At 74.4% G+C, this 18,190-nt stretch carries 17 protein-coding genes; 12 read left to right on the forward strand and 5 right to left on the reverse strand.

Going from position 1 to position 18,190, the window contains the following annotated elements:
• Positions 1-173 precede the first annotated feature (173 nt).
• From LG395_RS24705 to LG395_RS24720, 4 genes are all read left to right on the forward strand, one after another.
• On the forward strand, positions 174-1,106 hold the full coding sequence (locus tag LG395_RS24705; protein WP_225811234.1) for a glycosyltransferase family 2 protein: 933 nt from the start codon (positions 174-176) through the stop codon (positions 1,104-1,106).
• 123 nt (positions 1,107-1,229) lie between these two features.
• Positions 1,230-1,748 carry an STAS domain-containing protein gene (locus LG395_RS24710; protein ID WP_225811235.1) on the forward strand — a complete coding sequence of 173 codons (519 nt, stop codon included), beginning with the start codon at positions 1,230-1,232 and terminating at the stop codon, positions 1,746-1,748.
• Positions 1,749-1,882: 134 nt separating this feature from the next.
• Entirely contained in the window at positions 1,883-3,133 is a 1,251-nt protein-coding gene (locus LG395_RS24715) for an ANTAR domain-containing protein (protein WP_225811236.1), read from the forward strand.
• Between the two features lie 242 nt (positions 3,134-3,375).
• Positions 3,376-3,825, forward strand: a complete 450-nt coding sequence (locus LG395_RS24720; RefSeq protein ID WP_171158917.1) for an RpiB/LacA/LacB family sugar-phosphate isomerase — start codon at positions 3,376-3,378, stop codon at positions 3,823-3,825.
• Between the two features lie 38 nt (positions 3,826-3,863).
• Here the strand turns inward: LG395_RS24720 and LG395_RS24725 are convergent, their stop codons facing one another.
• A complete protein-coding gene (locus tag LG395_RS24725) occupies positions 3,864-4,229 on the reverse strand; it encodes a DUF6479 family protein (protein ID WP_225811237.1) in 366 nt (121 codons plus the stop codon).
• Between the two features lie 131 nt (positions 4,230-4,360).
• Between LG395_RS24725 and LG395_RS24730 the strand changes: the two genes are divergently transcribed.
• The 3 genes from LG395_RS24730 (at position 4,361) to LG395_RS24740 (ending at position 7,401) form a co-directional block, all read left to right on the forward strand.
• A complete protein-coding gene (locus LG395_RS24730) occupies positions 4,361-4,732 on the forward strand; it encodes a four-helix bundle copper-binding protein (RefSeq protein ID WP_171158918.1) in 372 nt (123 codons plus the stop codon).
• Positions 4,733-4,988: 256 nt separating this feature from the next.
• Positions 4,989-5,786, forward strand: coding sequence for an oxygenase MpaB family protein (locus LG395_RS24735; RefSeq protein WP_225811405.1), 798 nt, complete (start codon positions 4,989-4,991; stop codon positions 5,784-5,786).
• Between the two features lie 52 nt (positions 5,787-5,838).
• Entirely contained in the window at positions 5,839-7,401 is a 1,563-nt protein-coding gene (locus LG395_RS24740; RefSeq protein WP_225811238.1) for a phytoene desaturase family protein, read from the forward strand.
• Between the two features lie 14 nt (positions 7,402-7,415).
• Here LG395_RS24740 and LG395_RS24745 read toward each other — a convergent pair whose 3' ends face one another.
• Entirely contained in the window at positions 7,416-9,203 is a 1,788-nt protein-coding gene (locus tag LG395_RS24745; RefSeq protein ID WP_225811239.1) for a serine hydrolase domain-containing protein, read from the reverse strand.
• Positions 9,204-9,463: 260 nt separating this feature from the next.
• Here LG395_RS24745 and LG395_RS24750 point away from each other — a divergent pair, with 260 nt between their 5' ends.
• Complete coding sequence (locus LG395_RS24750) at positions 9,464-10,960, forward strand: acyl-CoA synthetase (protein WP_225811240.1); 1,497 nt, start codon at positions 9,464-9,466, stop codon at positions 10,958-10,960.
• An 89-nt stretch (positions 10,961-11,049) separates the two neighbouring features.
• Here the strand turns inward: LG395_RS24750 and LG395_RS24755 are convergent, their stop codons facing one another.
• The 3 genes from LG395_RS24755 to paaK all read right to left on the reverse strand — a co-directional run bounded on the left by LG395_RS24755 (position 11,050) and on the right by paaK (position 13,801).
• On the reverse strand, positions 11,050-11,931 hold the full coding sequence (locus LG395_RS24755) for a TIGR03620 family F420-dependent LLM class oxidoreductase (RefSeq protein ID WP_225811241.1): 882 nt from the start codon (positions 11,929-11,931) through the stop codon (positions 11,050-11,052).
• A gap of 112 nt (positions 11,932-12,043) precedes the next feature.
• Positions 12,044-12,376: an ArsR/SmtB family transcription factor gene (locus LG395_RS24760; RefSeq protein WP_171158924.1), complete on the reverse strand. Its 333-nt coding sequence runs from the start codon at positions 12,374-12,376 to the stop codon at positions 12,044-12,046.
• 120 nt (positions 12,377-12,496) lie between these two features.
• Positions 12,497-13,801, reverse strand: coding sequence for a phenylacetate--CoA ligase PaaK (paaK, locus tag LG395_RS24765; protein WP_225811242.1), 1,305 nt, complete (start codon positions 13,799-13,801; stop codon positions 12,497-12,499).
• Between the two features lie 172 nt (positions 13,802-13,973).
• Between paaK and LG395_RS24770 the strand changes: the two genes are divergently transcribed.
• The 4 genes from LG395_RS24770 to LG395_RS24790 all read left to right on the forward strand — a co-directional run bounded on the left by LG395_RS24770 (position 13,974) and on the right by LG395_RS24790 (position 18,151).
• Positions 13,974-14,810, forward strand: a complete 837-nt coding sequence (locus LG395_RS24770; RefSeq protein WP_225811243.1) for an alpha/beta fold hydrolase — start codon at positions 13,974-13,976, stop codon at positions 14,808-14,810.
• A gap of 547 nt (positions 14,811-15,357) precedes the next feature.
• Positions 15,358-15,600 carry a DUF397 domain-containing protein gene (locus tag LG395_RS24780; protein WP_171158927.1) on the forward strand — a complete coding sequence of 81 codons (243 nt, stop codon included), beginning with the start codon at positions 15,358-15,360 and terminating at the stop codon, positions 15,598-15,600.
• A gap of 117 nt (positions 15,601-15,717) precedes the next feature.
• The gene (locus tag LG395_RS24785) at positions 15,718-16,620 is read left to right on the forward strand and encodes a universal stress protein (RefSeq protein ID WP_225811244.1); all 903 of its coding nucleotides are present in this window, start codon (positions 15,718-15,720) and stop codon (positions 16,618-16,620) included.
• 259 nt (positions 16,621-16,879) lie between these two features.
• Entirely contained in the window at positions 16,880-18,151 is a 1,272-nt protein-coding gene (locus LG395_RS24790) for an extracellular catalytic domain type 1 short-chain-length polyhydroxyalkanoate depolymerase (RefSeq protein WP_225811245.1), read from the forward strand.
• Positions 18,152-18,190 lie beyond the last annotated feature (39 nt).

Consider the following 18,190-nt stretch of genomic DNA (forward strand, 5'->3'; position numbering starts at 1 on the left):
CAATCCGCTCCCACCCCACGGGAAGCCGCCGGAGGACCGCCGTCCCCCAATCCGCACTCACCCCACGGGAAGCCGCCGGAGGACCGCCATCCCCCAATCCGCACTCACCCCACGGGAAGGCGCCGGACGACCGCGCCCCCGATCCGCCACCACCCACGGGGAGGCGTCAGACGATGACCGGCACCGCTGCCGAGGCCCCCGCCAGGATCGCCCCCGACGACCGCACGACCGTCGTCCTGATCACCCACAACCGCCGTGACGAACTGCTGCGCACCCTCGCCCTCCTGCGCCGGCTGCCCGAGCGGCCGCCCGTGATCGTCACCGACAACGCCTCCACCGACGGCACCGCCGAAGCGGTCGCCCGGGAGTTCCCGGAGATGGCCCTGCTGCGCCCCGGCCGCAACCTCGGCGCCATCGGCCGCAACCTGGCCGTGCAGCGGGTCCGCACGCCGTACGTCGCCTTCTGCGACGACGACACCTGGTGGGACCCCGGCAGTCTGCGCCGGGCCGCCGACCTGCTGGACGCGGGGCCGCGGCTCGCGGGCGTCACCGCACGGATCATCGTGGAACCGGACGGCACCGAGGACCCGGTCGTGCGCGAGCTGCGCGAGTCCCCGCTGTCCGGACCCGGCTGGCTGCCCGGACCCGCCCTCGGCTCCTTCCTCGCCGCCGCCACCGTGCTGCGCACCGAGGCCTTCCGGGCCGGCGGCGGATTCCACCCGGGCCTGTGGCTCGGCGGCGAGGAGGAACTGCTCGCCTGCGACCTGCTGCGCCAGGGCTGGTGGCTCGCCTACGCCGAGGAACTGACCGTCCACCACCACGCCTCCCGGCTGCGCGACAGCACGGCCCGGCGGGTCCTCGGACTGCGCAACACGCTGTGGTTCACCTGGCTGCGCCGCCCGCTGCTGCCGGCGCTGCGCCGTACCGGGCACCTCATCCGGACCGTGCCACGGGACGCCGCCTCCGCCCGCGCGTTCGCCCACGCCACCGCCGGACTGCCGTGGGTGCTGCGCCAGCGCGATCCCGTACCGCCCGACCTGGAACGCCGCCTCGCCGCCCTGGAACGGGCGCGCAGGGACTCACCCGCCCGGCGGTACGTCGGCTGAGACCGCGGCGGTACGACACGCGCGGGGACGTCGTTGCATCCCCCGCACGGCGCGGGCACAGTGATGTCCCGGTCAAGACGCGGCCGGCTGATCCTTCCTCCCCCTCAAGGAAGCCCGATCCCCGTGGAAACCCGATCACCCAGGGAAGACGGTCAGCCGTCACCCGCCCGCGTCCGCCCCGGCGGCCCCGCTCCGCTGCTCCTGCAGACCGTGCACGAGCACCGTCCGGGGCTCGGCGGCATCAGCGTCCTGAAGACCCGGGGCACGGTCGACGCCTCCAACGCCCGGCTGTTCTCCGAAGCCCTCGCCGAGCACGTCGCCCACGCCGGCCAGGCGGGTGAGCACCCCCTGCTGGACCTGAGCGAGGCGTACCTCGCCTGTGCCGACGCGGTCCGCTCCCTGGACCGGGCCACCGGGGCCCTCGCGCGCACCGGCCGCGCCCTGTCCGTCGTACAGCCCAGACCGCACGTCCGGGAGGCCCTGACCTCGGCCGGCCTGCCCGGCATCCGGGTGCACGCCACCCTGGCGTCGGCCCTGGACGCCCTGACCTCCCGCGCCCCGGCCCGCGAACCGGCCCGGGAGCGGGCGGGCGGGCCGGCGTACGCACCGGCCCGCCCGGCGCCCGGCGACCCCGGGTGGTGACGGACCGGCCCGCCGCCGAGCCGTACGGCGCGGTGGATGGCGCGGCCGGCGGCCCGGGGCCTACCGTGCGCGGTGGTGCGTAGGCCAGGAAGACACCGACCGAGTTCTTTGGGACGTCCCGTCTGGGTGATGCGATGAAACCTTCTTCCGGCCGGCCCGCGGCACCGGCTCCCCTCGTGATCGAGTCCTCCGTCGTCGAGGGGCTGCCCGCCGAGGGCGCCCTCCTGCTGCGCATGTCGGGCAGCCTCGACGCCGACGGAGCCCAGGCCTGGTCGGAGGAGCTGCGCGGGCACCTGGAACAGGCGGACCGCGCCGGACTGCGCCCCGTTCTCGACATGGCGCACGTCCAGCTCGGCGGCGCGGCCGTGCTGCGCACGCTCAGCGAGACGACCCGGGCGCGCACCGGACGCCCCGACCTGATCATCGTCCGCGCCCGGCCCGGGGTCCGCGAGGCGGTGCACCTGGCCCGCCTCGACGGTGTCCAGCTGTACGCCACGCTGGACGAGGCGCTGCGCGAGCTCGCCCGCGCCGCCTCCCGGGTGGAGGAACTGCCCGCCTGGCGGTCGCAGATGGCGGACCCGCTGCGGCCCTCGTACGAGGACCTGCACAAGGAGGTCCGCGCGCTGCGCGCCCGGGTGCGCACCGCGCCGGTGATCGGCATGGCGCAGGGCACGCTCATGGTCCGCTACGGGCTGCCGGACTCCGGCAGCGCCTTCCGGGCGCTGCGCGAGGCGTCGCAGCGGTTCAACGTGCCGCTGCGGGTCCTCGTCTCGGCCGTGGTGGTGGCCCGGCCCCCGGACGGCGACGTGTGGTTCCCGGGCCGCCGCTCGCTGCCGGTGCCGCAGCTGCGGATGCTGGCCCGCGGCGGCCGGGACCCGCGCTACCGCCGGCAGATGATCGACGCCGTCCTGCACGAGGCGCTGGCCATCGGGAAGGCGCCCGCCGGGTACGTGCAGTTCGTGGACCCGGCCGTGAACGCCCTGACGCTGGAGACCCACTACGGCTGCGCGGAGACGTTCCTGGACCAGCTCGTGCGCGGCCGGGGCGACGGCACGGCCGACGCGGTGGCCCGGGTCCGGGGCCGCCAGGTGGGCGTCCCCGACGTCGCGACGGACACGCAGCTGTCCGACGACTGCCGGCGCGCGCTGCTGACCACCGGCACCCGGGCCGTGCACAGCGTCCCGGTGCTCTCCTCCGCCGGCTCCTGCACCGGCGTGATCACCCTGCACTGGGCCGACGCCGGCCACCGGACGACCGCCGCGCAGGCCGAGGCGTTCGCCCTGCTCGCCTCGGACACGGCGGCCTGGCTGAGCTGGTACCACCGCTCGGTGCTGCTGGACGCCCTCGAACACCTCCACCGGGCGCTGACCCGTCCGGCGGCGTGAGCCCGGTCCACGCCGGTGCGCGTCCCGCGCGCCCCCTGGAGCCGAGCTGAAGGCCCGCCGGCCGGCCGTACGGATCGGACACGGGCGGCAGGGGCGGGGGAGAGGGCGGCGAGGTGTCTCCGGAACAGCAGCACGGCCACACCCTGACCACGCGTCCTGCCCGTTACCCGCCGAACGGCCCCTGCGCGGGGCCGCCAGGCAGGTCCGGCCGGTTCCGGACGCCACGCGCTACGCTCCGGGGTATGCGGATCTCCGTCTCCTCCGACATGGACGAACCCGTGGCCCGTCTGCTGGTCGCGGAGCTGCGGCGCCGTGGCCACGAGGTCCGGGAGCACGGCGCGCTGCGGCCCGGGGCCGACGCGCGGTGGGCGGTCTGCTCGGAGGCCGCCGCCCGGGAGGTGGCCGAGGGCGCGGCCGACCAGGCGGTGGTGTGCTGCTGGACCGGTACCGGCGCGTCCATCGCGGCCAACAAGGTGCCGGGCGTGCGCGCGGCGCTGTGCGTGGACGCCGGTACGGCCGACGGAGCGCGGCGCTGGAACGACGCCAACGTCCTGGCGCTGAGCCTGCGACTCACCTCGGAACCGGTGCTGAAGGAGATCCTCGACGCCTGGTTCGCGGCCGAGCCCAGCCAGGACCCCGAGGACCGGCAGAACGTGGCCCGCGTCGGACGCCTGGACGCCCGGAACTCCTGAGGGTCTTCCGTTCGGCTCGGGCCGATCGGGGACCGGGATCAGTGGGCGCCGAGTCCGCCGCCGCCGAACGAGCCGCTGGAACCCTTGCTCCAGCGTGGACGCTCCTTCGACGCGTTCGTCCGGGTGTCCATGTTGGTCAGCTCGTACGGGGTGAGCGGGCGCTCGCCCTTGGGGATGCGGGGTATCTCCGCGGACTCCCGGTTCTCCCGGACCTCGTGCACCGGCCCCTCCGGCGGCAGCTTGGGCTGTTCCTCCGGGCGGGGGCGCGGGGACTCGCGGTACCTGACGCGCGAGGTCATCCAGAAGCCGCCGGCGAGCAGCGCGAGCACGCCCACGGCCACGATGAACAGGAAGAGGCTCATCAGGCCGCTCGGGGCGGCCAGCTGCATCGATGCGGTGTTCATAGAACAGGAATACCCCACCCGGAACGGTGCAAATCCGGACACTATGGGTTGCGGTGGATGTCCGGGTGGTGGCCGCGCGTCAGCCCCCGGGACAGTGGTTTGTGGCCGTCCGCCCCGGCTACTCGCACGGTGTGACATCGCCGACTTCGCAGCAGCTGTACCGGTTCCTGGAGGACCGTTTCACCTGTGCCCAGGCGTGCACGGAGTGCGCCCGGGCCTGTGCCGTGCGCGCGAGCCTGGTCGACCCGGACGGGAGTGAGCACCAGGAACGGGCGCGCCGGCTGGGCATCATGTGCGCCGAGGCGTGCGACGCCACCTGCCGCGTGCTGTGTGAGGAGAACCGGCAGGACGAGGAGGCGATCCGGGTCCGGGTGGACTGGTGCCGCTCGGTCTGCCTGGAGTGCGCCCGCGCGTTCGACGAGCACCCCGGTGCGGAGTCGGCCGCGGCGGCCTGCCGGGCCTGCGCCGACGCCTGCGCGGACTTCCTGGAAACGCTCGGGTGACCGCCCCAGGCCGGCTTCGCCCCCGCATCCGCCCGGAACCCGGCATTCGCGATCTCTCCCGGTTCGGCCTGCGGGCCGACGCCCCGAACGCGCCGCAGGGCCTGGGCTAGGCTGCGCCGAGGAAGTCAGGTGTGGCGCCCGGGCGCGGCACACACACGCGTCGACAGTCGGCAGGGGGTGACGTCCAGTGGCCGTGGGCACACACGCGGGCACCGGCGACCCCGGACTGTTCACCCCCGCCTCCGTGACCTGGCAGATGCACGGCGATCCCATGATGTGGGTCGCCGGGGTCCGCGCGCTCTACCTCCAGGCGTTGCATCCGCGCGCGGTCCGCGGTGTCCTGCAGAACTCCGACTTCCGGCGGGACGCCTGGGGGCGGCTGATGCGGACCGCGCACTTCGTCGGGACCACGACCTACGGCACGAGCGAGGCCGCCGAGCGGGCCGGGGCGCGGGTGCGGAAGATCCACACCATGCTCACCGCGACCGACCCGGACACCGGCGAGCGGTACGGCGTCGACGAGCCGGAGCTGCTGCTGTGGGTGCACTGCGCGGAGATCGACTCCTACCTGCACGTCCTGCGCCGCTCCGGCTTCCCGCTCACCGACGCCCAGGCCGACCGGTACATAGCCGAACACCGCGTCAGCGCCCGCCTGGTGGGGCTCGACCCGCACACCGTCCCGGCGAGCCGGGAGGAGCTGGCCGCGTACTTCGAGGCGGTCCGGCCGGAACTGGCCGCCGGACCCGAGGCACACGAGGTGGACGACTTCCTGCTCCGGCCGCCGGCCCATCCCCTCCTCGTCCCGGCCCGCGAGCTGCTGTGGCGGCGGGTGGCCCTGCTGGCGTACGCGGCGCTGCCGCCGTACGCCCATGAGCTGTACGGCAGGCCCGCCCCCGCGCCCGCCGTCGTCACCCGCCGGCTGCGCGCCACCGGGGCCGTGCTCCGCGGGATCCCCGCGCGGCTGCGCTGGCAGCTCCCGCCGAAGCACATCCTGCGCGCCGTGGCGCGGCTCGGCCCCCAGGCACGTCCGGCACCGCACAAGGTACGGGCCTGATCCGGCCGGCCCGCCTCTGGCCGTCGTGGATCACCGCGTGCTACGAAGAACCATGCCCGCGAACGAGGGAACCCGCGCGTACGACGCCGTCATCGTCGGCGCAGGCCACAACGGCCTGGTCGCCGCCGCCTACCTGGCCCGGGCCGGCCGCTCCGTGCTCGTGCTGGAGCGGCTGGACCACACCGGCGGCGCCACCGTCTCCACCCGCCCGTTCGCCGGGGTCGACGCCCGCCTGTCGCGCTACTCCTACCTGGTCAGCCTGCTGCCGGAGAAGATCGTGCGCGACCTCGGGCTGGACTTCCGCGTCCGCTCCCGCACCATCTCGTCGTACACCCCGGCGGAGCGCGCGGGCCGGCCCACCGGCCTCCTCGTCGGCGGCGGCGAGCAGCGCACCCGGGAGGCCTTCGCCCGGCTCACCGGCGGCGACCGCGAGTACGAGGCCTGGCAGCGCTTCTACGGCATGACCGCTCACGTCGCCCAGCGCGTCTTCCCCACGCTCACCGAACCGCTGCCCACCCGCGGCGAACTGCGCCGCCGCATCGACGACGAGGCCGCCTGGCGCGCCCTGTTCGAGGAGCCGGTCGGCGCCGTCATCGAGCGGACCTTCACCGACGACCTGGTCCGGGGCGTCGTCCTCACCGACGCGCTCATCGGCACCTTTGCCGACGCCCACGACCCCACCCTCGTCCAGAACCGCTGCTTCCTCTACCACGTCATCGGCGGCGGAACCGGCGCCTGGGACGTGCCCGTCGGCGGCATGGGCGCGCTGTCCGACGCGCTGGCCGCCGCGGCGCGCGCGGCCGGCGCGCGCATCGCCACCGGGCACGAGGCGCTGCGGATCGACACGGACGGCACGACCGCCGAGGTCGTCTACCGCACCGCCGGCGGCGAGGGCACCGCCGCCGCCCGGCACGTCCTGGTGAACGCCTCCCCGCACGAACTCGCCGCCCTCACCGGCGGCCCGGCGCCCGAACCCGTCGAGGGCGCCCAGCTCAAGGTCAACATGCTGCTCACCCGGCTGCCCCGGCTGCGCGACCCCGACGCCGACCCGCGCGAGGCGTTCGCCGGCACCTTCCATATCGCCGAGGGCTACCGGCAACTGGCCACCGCCCACGCCCAGGCCGCCGCCGGCGAGCTGCCCGCCGCCCCGCCCTCGGAGATCTACTGCCACTCCCTGACCGACCCCACCATCCTCGGCGCCGGCCTCGCCGAGCGCGGCTACCACACCCTCACCCTCTTCGGCCTGCACGCCCCGGCCCGCCTCTTCGACCGGGACAACGAGGCCGTACGCGAGGAACTGCTGACGTCCACCCTCGCCCAGCTCGACGCCCATCTCGCCGAGCCACTCGCCGACTGCCTGGCCACCGACGCCGACGGCCGCCCCTGCATCGAGGCGAAGACCCCGCTCGACCTCGAACGGGACCTCAGGCTGCCCGGCGGCAACATCTTCCACCGGGCCCTGTCCTGGCCGTACGCCGAGCAGGACGGCGGCCGTTGGGGTGTGGAGACCCGGCACCCCAACGTCCTGCTGTGCGGGGCGGGCGCGGTGCGCGGGGGCGGGGTCAGCGGCGTGCCGGGGCACAACGCGGCGATGGCGGTGCTGGAGCGGCACTGACCGGCGGGCCCGGCTCAGTCGGCCGAGCCCTGCCAGCCCACCGCCGCGATCCGTGCCGCGTCCGCCGGGCGTGCCCCGTCGAACAGCACCGTCCCGCCCGCGTCGACGCGCAGTGCGTCGACGTACACGCCCCGGCCGACGTACAGCGCGTCGGTGGTGTACCGCCAGCGCACGACCAGCCGCGGGCCGGCCGGCAGGTCCGCGGCCAGCCGGTGCCAGACGCGGCCCGACCAGCCGGTGACCGTGCCCGCCGGGTGGTCCTCGGGGTCCTCGTCGCGGCGAGTGGTCGTGAACGGAACCGGGTGCCAGGTGGCGCCGCCGTCCGCGGTGGACTCCAGGACCACCAGGTCGGAACGGGGCTCGGTGTCCCACCACAGGGCGCAGCGCAGCCGGGCCGAGCCGGAGGAGGTGTCCAGCGCCGGCAGGGTGAGCGTGGCGGCCGTGGCGTTCGCCATGCCCGAGAACCAGGCCGTACGGCCTTTCGCCGGACGGACCGGCACCGCGCGGGCGAGATGGTTCCCGGCGGCGACCCGGGGAGCGGAGCCGGACCGCCAGCCGCGCACCGGGTGCACGGAGTTGCCGAGGACGACCAGGAAGGAGTCGGTCGTGGGGTCGAGCACGAGCGAGGTGCCGGTGAAGCCGGTGTGCCCGGCCGTGCGCGGGGTGGCCATCGCCCCCATGTACCAGTGCTGGTACAGCTCGAAGCCGAGGCCGTGCTCGTCGCCGGGGAAGGCCGTGTTGAAGTCGGTGAACATCAGCTCCACCGACTCGGGCCGCAGGATGCGGGCCCGGCCGTAGCGGCCGCCGTCGAGCAGCGTACGGCCGAGGACCGCGAGGTCCCACGCGTTCGCGAACACGCCCGCGTGACCGGCCACGCCGCCCAGGCTGTACGCGTTCTCGTCGTGCACCTCGCCCCACACCATCCCGCGGTCCAGGCCGGACCAGGGCCGGCGCGCGTCCTCGGTGGCCGCGATCCGCGGCTTCCAGGACGCGGGCGGGTTGTAGCGGGTGCTGTCGAGGCCGAGCGGTCCGGTGATCTCCTCACGCAGCAGCACGTCCAGCGGGCGGCCGGTGATCTTCTCCAGCACGAGCTGGAGCGAGATGAGGTTCAGGTCCGAGTAGAGGTAGGCGGTGCCCGGCGGGTTGAGGGGTGCCTCGTCCCAGATGAGCCGGAGCTTGTCCTCGTACGTCGGCGCGTCGTACAGCGGGAGCCACGCGCGGAAGCCCGAGGTGTGGGTAAGCAGCTGACGGATCGTCACCGCCTGCTTCCCGGCGCGTCCGAACTCCGGGAGGTACGAGGCGACCGTCCCCTCCAGGGCCAGCGCGCCCCGTTCGATCTGCTGCACGGCGAGGAGTGAGGTGAACAGCTTGGAGACGGAGGCCAGGTCGAAGACGGTGTCCCGGGTCATCGGGAGCCGCTGTTCGGGCGGCAGTTCGACACCGGTGTCGGTCTTCTCGTCGTACCGGGCGTAGCGCACGGCCATGCCGATCGGCTCGTGCAGCGCCACGGTGCCGCCGCGCCCGGCGAGCAGCACGGCACCCGCGTACCAGGGGTGCTTGGGGGAGGGTTTGAGGAACGCCTCGGCGTCCGTGACGAGTTGCCGCAGGTGTGCGGGGAGCAGCCCGGCGCGTTCGGGCGGGCCGTGGCGCAGGGTGCGGTGGCGGCCGGAGGCGGGTGTGGCGGCGGCCGGGCCCGCCGGGAGCGCGCCGAGGGCGAGCGCGCCGCCCGCCACCAGGGTGCCCGCGACGATCCGGCGGCGGGTCGGTCCGCCGGATCGCGCGCCTGCCACGTCGTCGGTCATCCTGCGGCCTCCCGCGTGAAAGAATCTTTCGGCGCCTGCCGTGCACCGTGAAACTTTCCTGTCAGGGAGGGGATGTGTCAACGGGGCGCGTGGGCTTCCGGCGTTCGGCGTGCTCGGCGCGGTCCGTCACACCGTCCCCGGTCCGCGCGTCGTGCCTTCCAACGCCGGGACGGGAGCGACCGATTGGGCGCCCAAGGGGTTCACGTCCGTGCCGTCCGGGTGCTTGACCCGCCCCGGCGCCGGACCCAGGATCTTGAGGCATGACGCAGGGACAGGGCAGCACGGTCGACGGGGTGCTGCGCCGCAGCGCCCGGCGGACCCCGGCACGGGTCGCGGTCGAGTACGCCGACCGGGCCTGGACGTACGAGGAACTGGACGAGGCCGTCTCCCGCGCGGCGGGCGTCCTGCTCGCCCAGGGGCTCGCCCCCGGCGACCGGGTCGGCTCCTACGGCCACAACTCGGACGCCTACCTGATCGGCTTCCTGGCCTGCGCCCGCGCCGGACTCGTGCACGTGCCGGTCAACCACAACCTCACCGGCGACGACCTCGCGTACCTCGTCCGCCAGTCCGGCAGCTCCCTGGTGCTCACCGACCCGGGTATCGCCGGCCGGCTCCCCGGCGACGTCCGCACGCTGCCCTTGCGCGACACCGGCGACTCACTCCTTGTGCGCCTGGCGAGCACACCCCCGTACGACGGCCCCGAGCCGCGCACCGAGGACCTGGTGCAGCTGCTCTACACGTCCGGGACCACCGCCCTGCCCAAGGGCGCGATGATGACGCACCGCGCCCTGGTCCACGAGTACCTGAGCGCGATCACCGCTCTCGACCTCAGCGCCGGCGACCGCCCCGCGCACTCCCTGCCGCTGTACCACTCCGCGCAGCTGCACGTCTTCCTGCTGCCCTACCTCGCGGTGGGCGCGACCAATCTGATCCTCGACGCGCCCGACGGGGACCGGCTGTTCGACCTGATCGAAGCGGGGCGCGTGGACAGCCTGTTCGCCCCGCCCACGGTCTGGATCGGCCTGGCGGGCCGCCCGGACTTCGCGACCCGGGACCTGTCCGGACTGCGCAAGGCCTACTACGGCGCGTCGGTCATGCCGGTGCCGGTCCTGGAGCGCCTGCGCGAGCGGCTGCCGGAGCTCGGCTTCTACAACTGCTTCGGCCAGAGCGAGATCGGCCCGCTGGCCACCGTCCTCGCGCCCGACGAACACGAGGGCCGGATGGACTCCTGTGGCCGGCCCGTCCTGTTCGTCGACGCCCGCGTGGTCGACGAGGACGGCAAGGACGTCCCCGCCGGCACGCCCGGCGAGATCGTCTACCGGTCACCGCAGCTGTGCGAGGGCTACTGGGACAAGCCCGAGGAGACCACCGAGGCCTTCCGCGACGGCTGGTTCCACTCCGGGGACCTGGCCGTGCGGGACGCCGACGGGTACTTCACCATCGTGGACCGGGTGAAGGACGTCATCAACTCCGGTGGCGTCCTGGTGGCGTCACGCCAGGTCGAGGACGCCCTGTACACCCATGAGGCGGTCGCCGAGGCCGCCGTGGTCGGCCTGCCCGACGAGCGGTGGATCGAGGCCGTCACCGCGGTCGTCGTCCCGCGCGGCGAGGTGACGGAGGAGGAGCTGATCGCGCACGTGAAGGCGAGGCTCGCGCCGTTCAAGGCGCCCAAACGGGTGCTGTTCGCGGACGAGTTGCCGCGCAACGCGAGCGGCAAGATCCTCAAGCGCGAGCTGCGCGACCGCTTCGGCGGCTAGCCGGGGCACACCGCGGCCGGCCGGGCGTACGGCGTGCGGGTCCGGGCGCACGGTGCCCGGCCGGTGCGTGCCAGGACCGGGCCGGCCGCTCACCGGCCGGCCGATTCCCCGCCCGGCGGCAGCGCGTCCGCCAGCGTCCGCCAGTGCGGCAGCGCCGACTCGCCCGGCCGCACGCCGATCACCTGTACGGCCACGTGGTCGGCGCCCGCGTCGACGTGCCCGCGCAGTTTCCGCACGACGGTGTCCGGGTCACCCCAGAACACCAGGTCGTCCACGAAGCGGTCGCTGCCGCCGCCGGAGAGGTCGTCGTCGGTGTAACCCAGCCGGCGGAACTTGGCGAGGTTGTACGGCGTCCGCAGATAACCGCGCAGATGTTCGCGCGCGAGGCCGCGGGCCCGGACCGGATCGGCCTCGAACAGCACGGCGTGCTCGACGGCCAGGAACGCGTCCGGGCCGAGGATCTCCCGTGCCTGTGCGGTGTGGGCCGTGTTCACGTGGTAGGTGTGGGCGCCGGCCGCGCGGTCGCGGGCCAGTTGGAGCATCTTCGGCCCGTAGGCGGCCAGCAGCCGCCGGACCGGGGTCTTCGGGCGGGGGTTCGGCGTCTCGATGGTGTCCAGCTCGTCCAGGTACGCGGACATGGCGGCCAGTGGCCTGACCCCCGGCCGGGGTTCGCCGCCGAAGCCCAGGCCGAGTACGTGCCGGCCCGGGTAGGCGTCCGCCAGCAGCAGGGCGGAGCCGTGCGTCCAGCGGGCCTCGCGGGACCAGATCCGGGCGATGCCGTTGACGACGGTCAGCCGCCGGGTGGCGGCGAGCAGCAGACCGGCGTGGGTGAACGCGTCCCGGCCGAGCGCCTCGGGAATCCACAGCGCCCGCCAGCCCAGGTCCTCCAGTTCCCGGACCGAGTCCCGGATCCGCGCGGCCGGCTGGTGCTCGAAGTCGAAGGTGTAGATCCCGAACGTGCCGAGGTCCATGGGTGTGCTCCCTCGCAGACAGGGTTTCGACGATTCGGAATATCGCAGATATTCGATATGAAGTGCAAGGGTGAGCGGCACCGGTGGCGGGAGCGGGTGAGGGGGAAGGCGGCTAGAGGGTCCGTCCCAGCTGGGCGACAAGGTCCGCGATGCGCTGCTCGTCGCGCTTGTAGTGGGTCCACTTGCCGACCCGGGTCGCCCGGACCAGGCCCGCACGCTGGAGCTCCGCCATGTACGCCGACACGGTCGACTGGGCCAGCCCCGCCTTCGCCTGTATGTGGCTCACGCACACACCCACCTCGGCCGGGTCCGCGATGGCCGCCTCCATCGGGAAGTGCCGCTCGGGCTCGCGCAGCCAGCCCAGCATCTGGAGGCGCATCGGGTTGGACAGCGCCCGCAGCGCGTTGACCAGGTGCGGGTCCGGGGTGGGGGCGGTGTCCGTCATGACTCCGGAGTATAGGCGGCGGCCGACGTTTCGGAGTACGTCGATACGAGCGCGCGGGGCGGCCGGGGCGGCACCGACGGCCGGGGCCGAAGCCGCCTGCGGGCACCCGGTGCCCGGACCCTACCCGGCGTCGCGCGTCCGCAGGTCCACGATCCGGCGGATCTTGCCCACCGAGCGCTCCAGTGACTCCGGCTCCACGATCTCCACGCCGACCGACACCCCGATGCCGTCCTTGACCGCCGCGCCGATGGCCCGGGCCGCCGCCTCCCGCACCTCCGGCGGCGCGTCGGGGCGTGCCTCGGCCCGCACGGTCAGCGCGTCCATGCGCCCCTCGCGGGTGAGGCGCAGCTGGAAGTGCGGCGCCACACCGGGTGTACGCAGCACGATCTCCTCGATCTGGGTCGGGAACAGATTCACCCCGCGCAGGATCACCATGTCGTCGCTGCGCCCGGTGATCTTCTCCATCCGCCGGAACGCCCGCGCCGTGCCGGGCAGCAACCGGGTCAGGTCCCGCGTCCGGTACCGGACGATCGGCATGGCCTCCTTGGTCAGCGAGGTGAACACCAGCTCGCCCCGCTCGCCCTCCGGCAGTACCTCACCCGTGATCGGATCCACGACTTCCGGGTAGAAGTGGTCCTCCCACACATGCAGGCCGTCCTTGGTCTCCGCGCACTCCTGGGCGACACCGGGGCCGATCACCTCGGACAGCCCGTAGATGTCGACGGCGTCGATCGCGAACCGCTCCTCGATCTCCCGCCGCATCCGCTCGGTCCAGGGCTCGGCCCCGAAGACGCCCACCCGCAGCGAGGTGGACCGCGGGTCCACGCCCTGCCGTTCGAACTCGTCCAGCAGGGTGAGCATGTAGGACGGGGTCACCATGATGACGGACGGCTCCAGGTCCTGGATCAGCTGCACCTGCCGGGCCGTCATGCCGCCGGACGCGGGGACGACCGTACAGCCCAGGCGCTCCGCGCCATAGTGCGCGCCGAGCCCCCCGGTGAACAGCCCATATCCGTACGCCACATGGACGACATCGCTGGGCCGGCCACCGGCCGCCCTGATCGACCGCGCCACCATGTCGGCCCACATGGAAAGGTCGTTGTCCGTGTAGCCGACGAGCGTGGGGCGTCCCGTGGTGCCGCTGGAGGCGTGCAGCCGCCGGATCTTCTCCCGGGGCACGGCGAACATGCCGTACGGGTAGTTCTCCCGCAGGTCCGCCTTGGTCGTGAAGGGGAAGTGTGCGAGGTCGTCGAGGGTGCGGCAGTCCTCCGGGCGGACGCCGGCCTTGTCGAAGGACGCACGGTAGAACGGCACGTTCTCGTACGCGTGCCGCAGCGACGCGCGCAGCCGCTCCAGTTGCAGCGCCCGCAGTTCCCCGGGTCCGAGCCGTTCGCCCGCGTCGAGCAGGTCCGCCACATCCGCCATCGCGACGTCTCCCTCACCAGCAGCACCCTCCACCGACCGATCATTCGGTCGATGTGTTCCGGGTCAGTAAATGCAGGTCACGGATCCCGAGGCAAGAGGGCGGCGCAAACATTTCCACGCGGGGACCGAAATGCGTTGCGGCCCGGCGGAGGGCCCCACCATGATCGGCCTCATGCCGACCTTCACCGCGTCCGACGGCACCCGGCTCGCCTACCACCTGCGCGGGGAGGGCGAACCGCTCGCCGTGGTGCCCGGCGGGCCGATGCGGGCCTCCGAGTATCTCGGGGAGCTGGGCGGGCTGACCGCGCACCGCCGGCTGGCCCTGCTCGACCTGCGGGGCACCGGTGACTCGGAGGTGCCCGCGGACCTGGCGACGTACCGCTGCGACCGGATGGTCGAGGACCTGGAGGCATGGCGGGACCACATGGGTCTGGAGCACATGGACCTGCTCGCCCACTCGGCGGGTGCCGTCCTGGCCATGCTCTACGCGGCCCGCCGCCCGCAGCGGATACGACGGCTGGTGCTGGTCACCCCCAACCCGTCCGCCCTGGGCCTGCGGGCCGTGCCCGAGGACCGGCTGGCCGCGGCCCGGCTGCGTGAGGGCGAGCCGTGGTTCGGGCGTGCGTTCCCCGCCTACCGCGCCTGGCTCACGGGCGAGGCGGACTTCGACGACGTGTTCCTGCCGTTCTTCCACGGCCGCTGGGACGACACCGCCCGGGCCCACGCGGACGCCGAGCTGCGACAGGTCAACGAGGAGGCCGGCGAACGCTACTTCGCCGAGGGTGCCCTCACCCCCGACGCTACCCGGGAGGCCCTCACCGCCCTGACCGCGCCGGTCCTCGTGTACGCGGGCGCACTCGACGGCTGGCCCAGCCCCGCCGTCGCCCGCCGGACCGCCGAGGCCTTCCCGCACGCCGAGTGCGCCGTCCAGCCCGGCGCCGGGCATTATCCCTGGCTGGACGACCCGGACGGGTTCGTCAGCCGGACGCTCGCCTTCCTGGACCGGTGAGCGGGACCGTCCGGACCAGGCACGCCGCCGCCCGCCGGGACGTGTCGATCGCCGGCCTGAACCGCGAGGCCTCGCAAAGCGGTCCGAGTCCGACGCCATGGGGGCTGCCGCCCGCCCCTTTCCAGCGGCGCCCGCCGGCCGGAGCCGGCGGCCTGCGCTCACCGGCCGCGAGGGGCTGCCCGCGTCCCACGGCCGCCCGCCCGGCTGCTCGGCGGCGCCGTGCGCAGCGAACCCTGCCGGGCGCCGTGCTCTCCACCGACCCCGCCGGCGCCCGCGGCGCCATCCGATTCGCCGAGGCCGCCCTCCGGGCATGCGGACAGGCCGGAGAACACCCGGTGGACGGCGCCCGCGGGGTGCTCGGGCCCGCGTACGGCGGAGGCTCGCGGATCTTCCCGACGCGGCTCGTGGGCGCCGAGTCCTCCTACTCCCGACGACCCCGCCGCGGCGGCCGGCCGGCCCGCCCGAGGGTTCTCCCCGCGTGCCCTGTCCGCCGTGGCGACCGGTCGCTAGGCTGACCCGCGGACGACGAACCGGGAGGAGCAGGGACGTGGCCGAGAGCACCATCCAGCAACAGCCGCTCGCGGGCTGGGACAAGCCGGAGCTGGACCTGAGCAAGGCCGAGTGGCAGTCCGGCAGCCGCGGTCTGGGCGACGTCCAGATCGCCTTCGTCGAGGGCTTCATCGCGATGCGCAACAGCGGCCGGCCGGAGAGTCCTTCCCTGATCTTCACCCCCGCCGAATGGGGCGCGTTCGTCTCCGGCGCGCGGGAGGGCGAGTTCGACCTCACCTGAACCGGGGGTGTTCCGGCCCGATTTCCGGACACGCGACCGGCAGAGCCCTGCCGGGGCCGGACCTGAGCCAGGCTGACCCCAGCAAGGGGAAGGTCGTGTTCCGGAGGTGGGGCAAGGATGAACGCAGCGCCGGTCATCGCCGCGGTCGACGGTTCCGCGGACAGTCTGCGGGCCCTGGACTGGGCTCTGGACGCCGCCCGCCGCCGCAAGGCACCACTGCGCGTGGTGCACGTACGGCAGTACGCCGCCTGGGGCCAGGCCGACGTCCTGGTCGCCGGGCCGCCCGGGGCGGAAGGCGATCCCGTGCTCGACGAGGCGCGCGGCCGGCTCGCGGACCGGGCCGCGGCGCCGGCCGTGGAGTACCTCGCCGTGGAGGGCGTGCCGGGTGCCGTCCTGCCCGAACTCGGCGCCGACGCCCAGCTGCTGGTGCTCGGCTCCCGGGGCCGCGGCGGCTTCGCCAGCCTGCTCCTCGGCTCCAACGGCCTCGCCGCCGCCCGGGACGCCGAGTGCCCGGTGGTCGTCGTCCCCCGGCCCGACCGGGAGGTGCACGGGCAGGGGCCGGCCGCACCCGGGCCCCGGGTCGTCGTCGGTCTGCACGTCGACAGCCCCGACGAGTCCGTCCTCGGCCTCGCGTTCGCCGAGGCCGCCCTGCGCGGCGCCCGGCTCCAGGTGATCGCCGCCTACCCGTGGCCGGTGCAGACCTGGTCGGCACCAGGGCAGCCGGTGCCGCCCCCGATCGACCAGGACGCCGTGGCGCACGAGACCCGCACCCTCGCCGAGGGCTTCCTCGCCCCGCACCGCGAGCGGCACCCCGAGGTACGCGCCGACGCCGAGGCGCTGCCGGGCGACGCGGCCGGCCACCTCGTCGCCGCCTCGAAGGACGCCGATCTGGTCGTCGTCGGCCGGCACCGGCGGCGGCTGCTCGCCCCCGCCCGCATGATGGGCTCGGTCACCCAGGCCGTACTGCTGCACGCGGCGAGCCCGATCGCGGTGGTGCCACCGGCGCCACCCCAGGAATGAGGCCGGCACAGCCGTTCGGCTCAGGGACGCGGGCCGTGTGATGCGGGCCGTGTGATGCGGGCCGTGTGATCCAGGGTGACGTCGGCTTAGCAGACCGCGCCGCGCCGCGCAATCCGTCCGGTGCCGACCGGCGGTCCCCCCGCTGTGGTGCGCCACGCCATGGTGCCCGGACACACCCGAACCTATGGTTCCGGCACTCCCGGCTGGTCCGCCGCGCGTGGGAGCGGCCGGGACCCGTGTGTCCACCGAAGGAGCCGCCATGCCACTGCCCCCCTTCAGCAGGGCGCCCGCAGCACTACCACGGGCCCGCCCGCTGTCCCGCCTCCTGCCCCGACTGCTCGCCGTCCTCGCCGTCGTCCTCGGCACCGCGCTCGCCGGTCCCGCGCCCCGGGCCCACGCCGCCGTCACGCTCACCCGGGTGAGCGACTTCGGCTCCAACCCGGGCGCCCTCAGCATGTACGTCTACCGGCCCGCCACCCTGCCGGCCCACCCACCGGTGGTCGTCGCCCTGCACGGCTGCACGCAGAACGCCCAGGTCTACGCCGACAACTCCGGGCTGCCCCAACTCGCCGACCGCGACGGCTTCCTGCTGGTGCTCGCCGAGACCGGCACCGCCAACAACGCGAGCAAGTGCTTCAACTGGTTCCAGACCGGCGACAACCGGCGCGGTCAGGGCGAGGCCCTGTCCGTGCGGCAGATGGTCAGCCAAGCCGTCACCGCCTACGGCGCCGACCCGCAGCGCGTCTACGTCACCGGCCTGTCCGCCGGCGGCGCGATGACCACGGTCATGCTCGCCGCCTACCCGGACGTGTTCTCGGCGGGCGCGGTCGTGGCCGGCCTGCCCTACGACTGCACCAGGGACAACAGCCCCTACACCTGCATGAACCCCGGCGTCGACCTGAGTCCGGCCGCGTGGGCCCAGCGGGTGCGGGACGCCTACCCCTCGTACGGCGGGCCGTGGCCGCGCGCGGCCGTCTGGTACGGCGACCAGGACACCACCGTCGCACCGCGCAACGCCACCGAACTGCGCGACCAGTGGACGGCCCTGCACGGCCTGTCCCAGACCCCCACGCGCACGACGACGATCGGGCCCGACGCCACCCGGCAGGACCAGTACCTGGCCGCCGACGGCACGGTCGCCGTCGAGGTCGACCGGGTCCCGGGCATCGGGCACGGCACCCCGGTCGATCCGGGCACCGGCGGCGAACAGTGCGGGAGCACCGCGGCCCCGTACTTCCTCGACTCGATCTGCTCCAGCCGCTGGATCGCCCGGTTCTTCGGCCTGGACACCAGCGACCCCGGCGGCGGGGACCCGGGCGGCGGGGACCCTGACCCCGGCGGCGGCACCGCCGCCTGCTGGACGGCGAGCAACTACGCCCACGTACAGGCGGGACGGGCCACCACCAGCGGCGGCTACACCTACGCCAAGGGGTCCCAGCAGAACATGGGCCTGTACAACACGTTCGTCACCCACACCCTGAAGGAAGCACCCCCGGGATACTTCACCCTCGCCGACACCGGCTGCCCCTGACAGCCGGTCAGCGACCGAGAAGGGCCGCCATGGTGGCCG

The organism is Streptomyces spinosus, from assembly GCF_020400655.1.
GTDB classification, from domain to species: Bacteria; Actinomycetota; Actinomycetes; order Streptomycetales; family Streptomycetaceae; genus Streptomyces; species Streptomyces argyrophylli.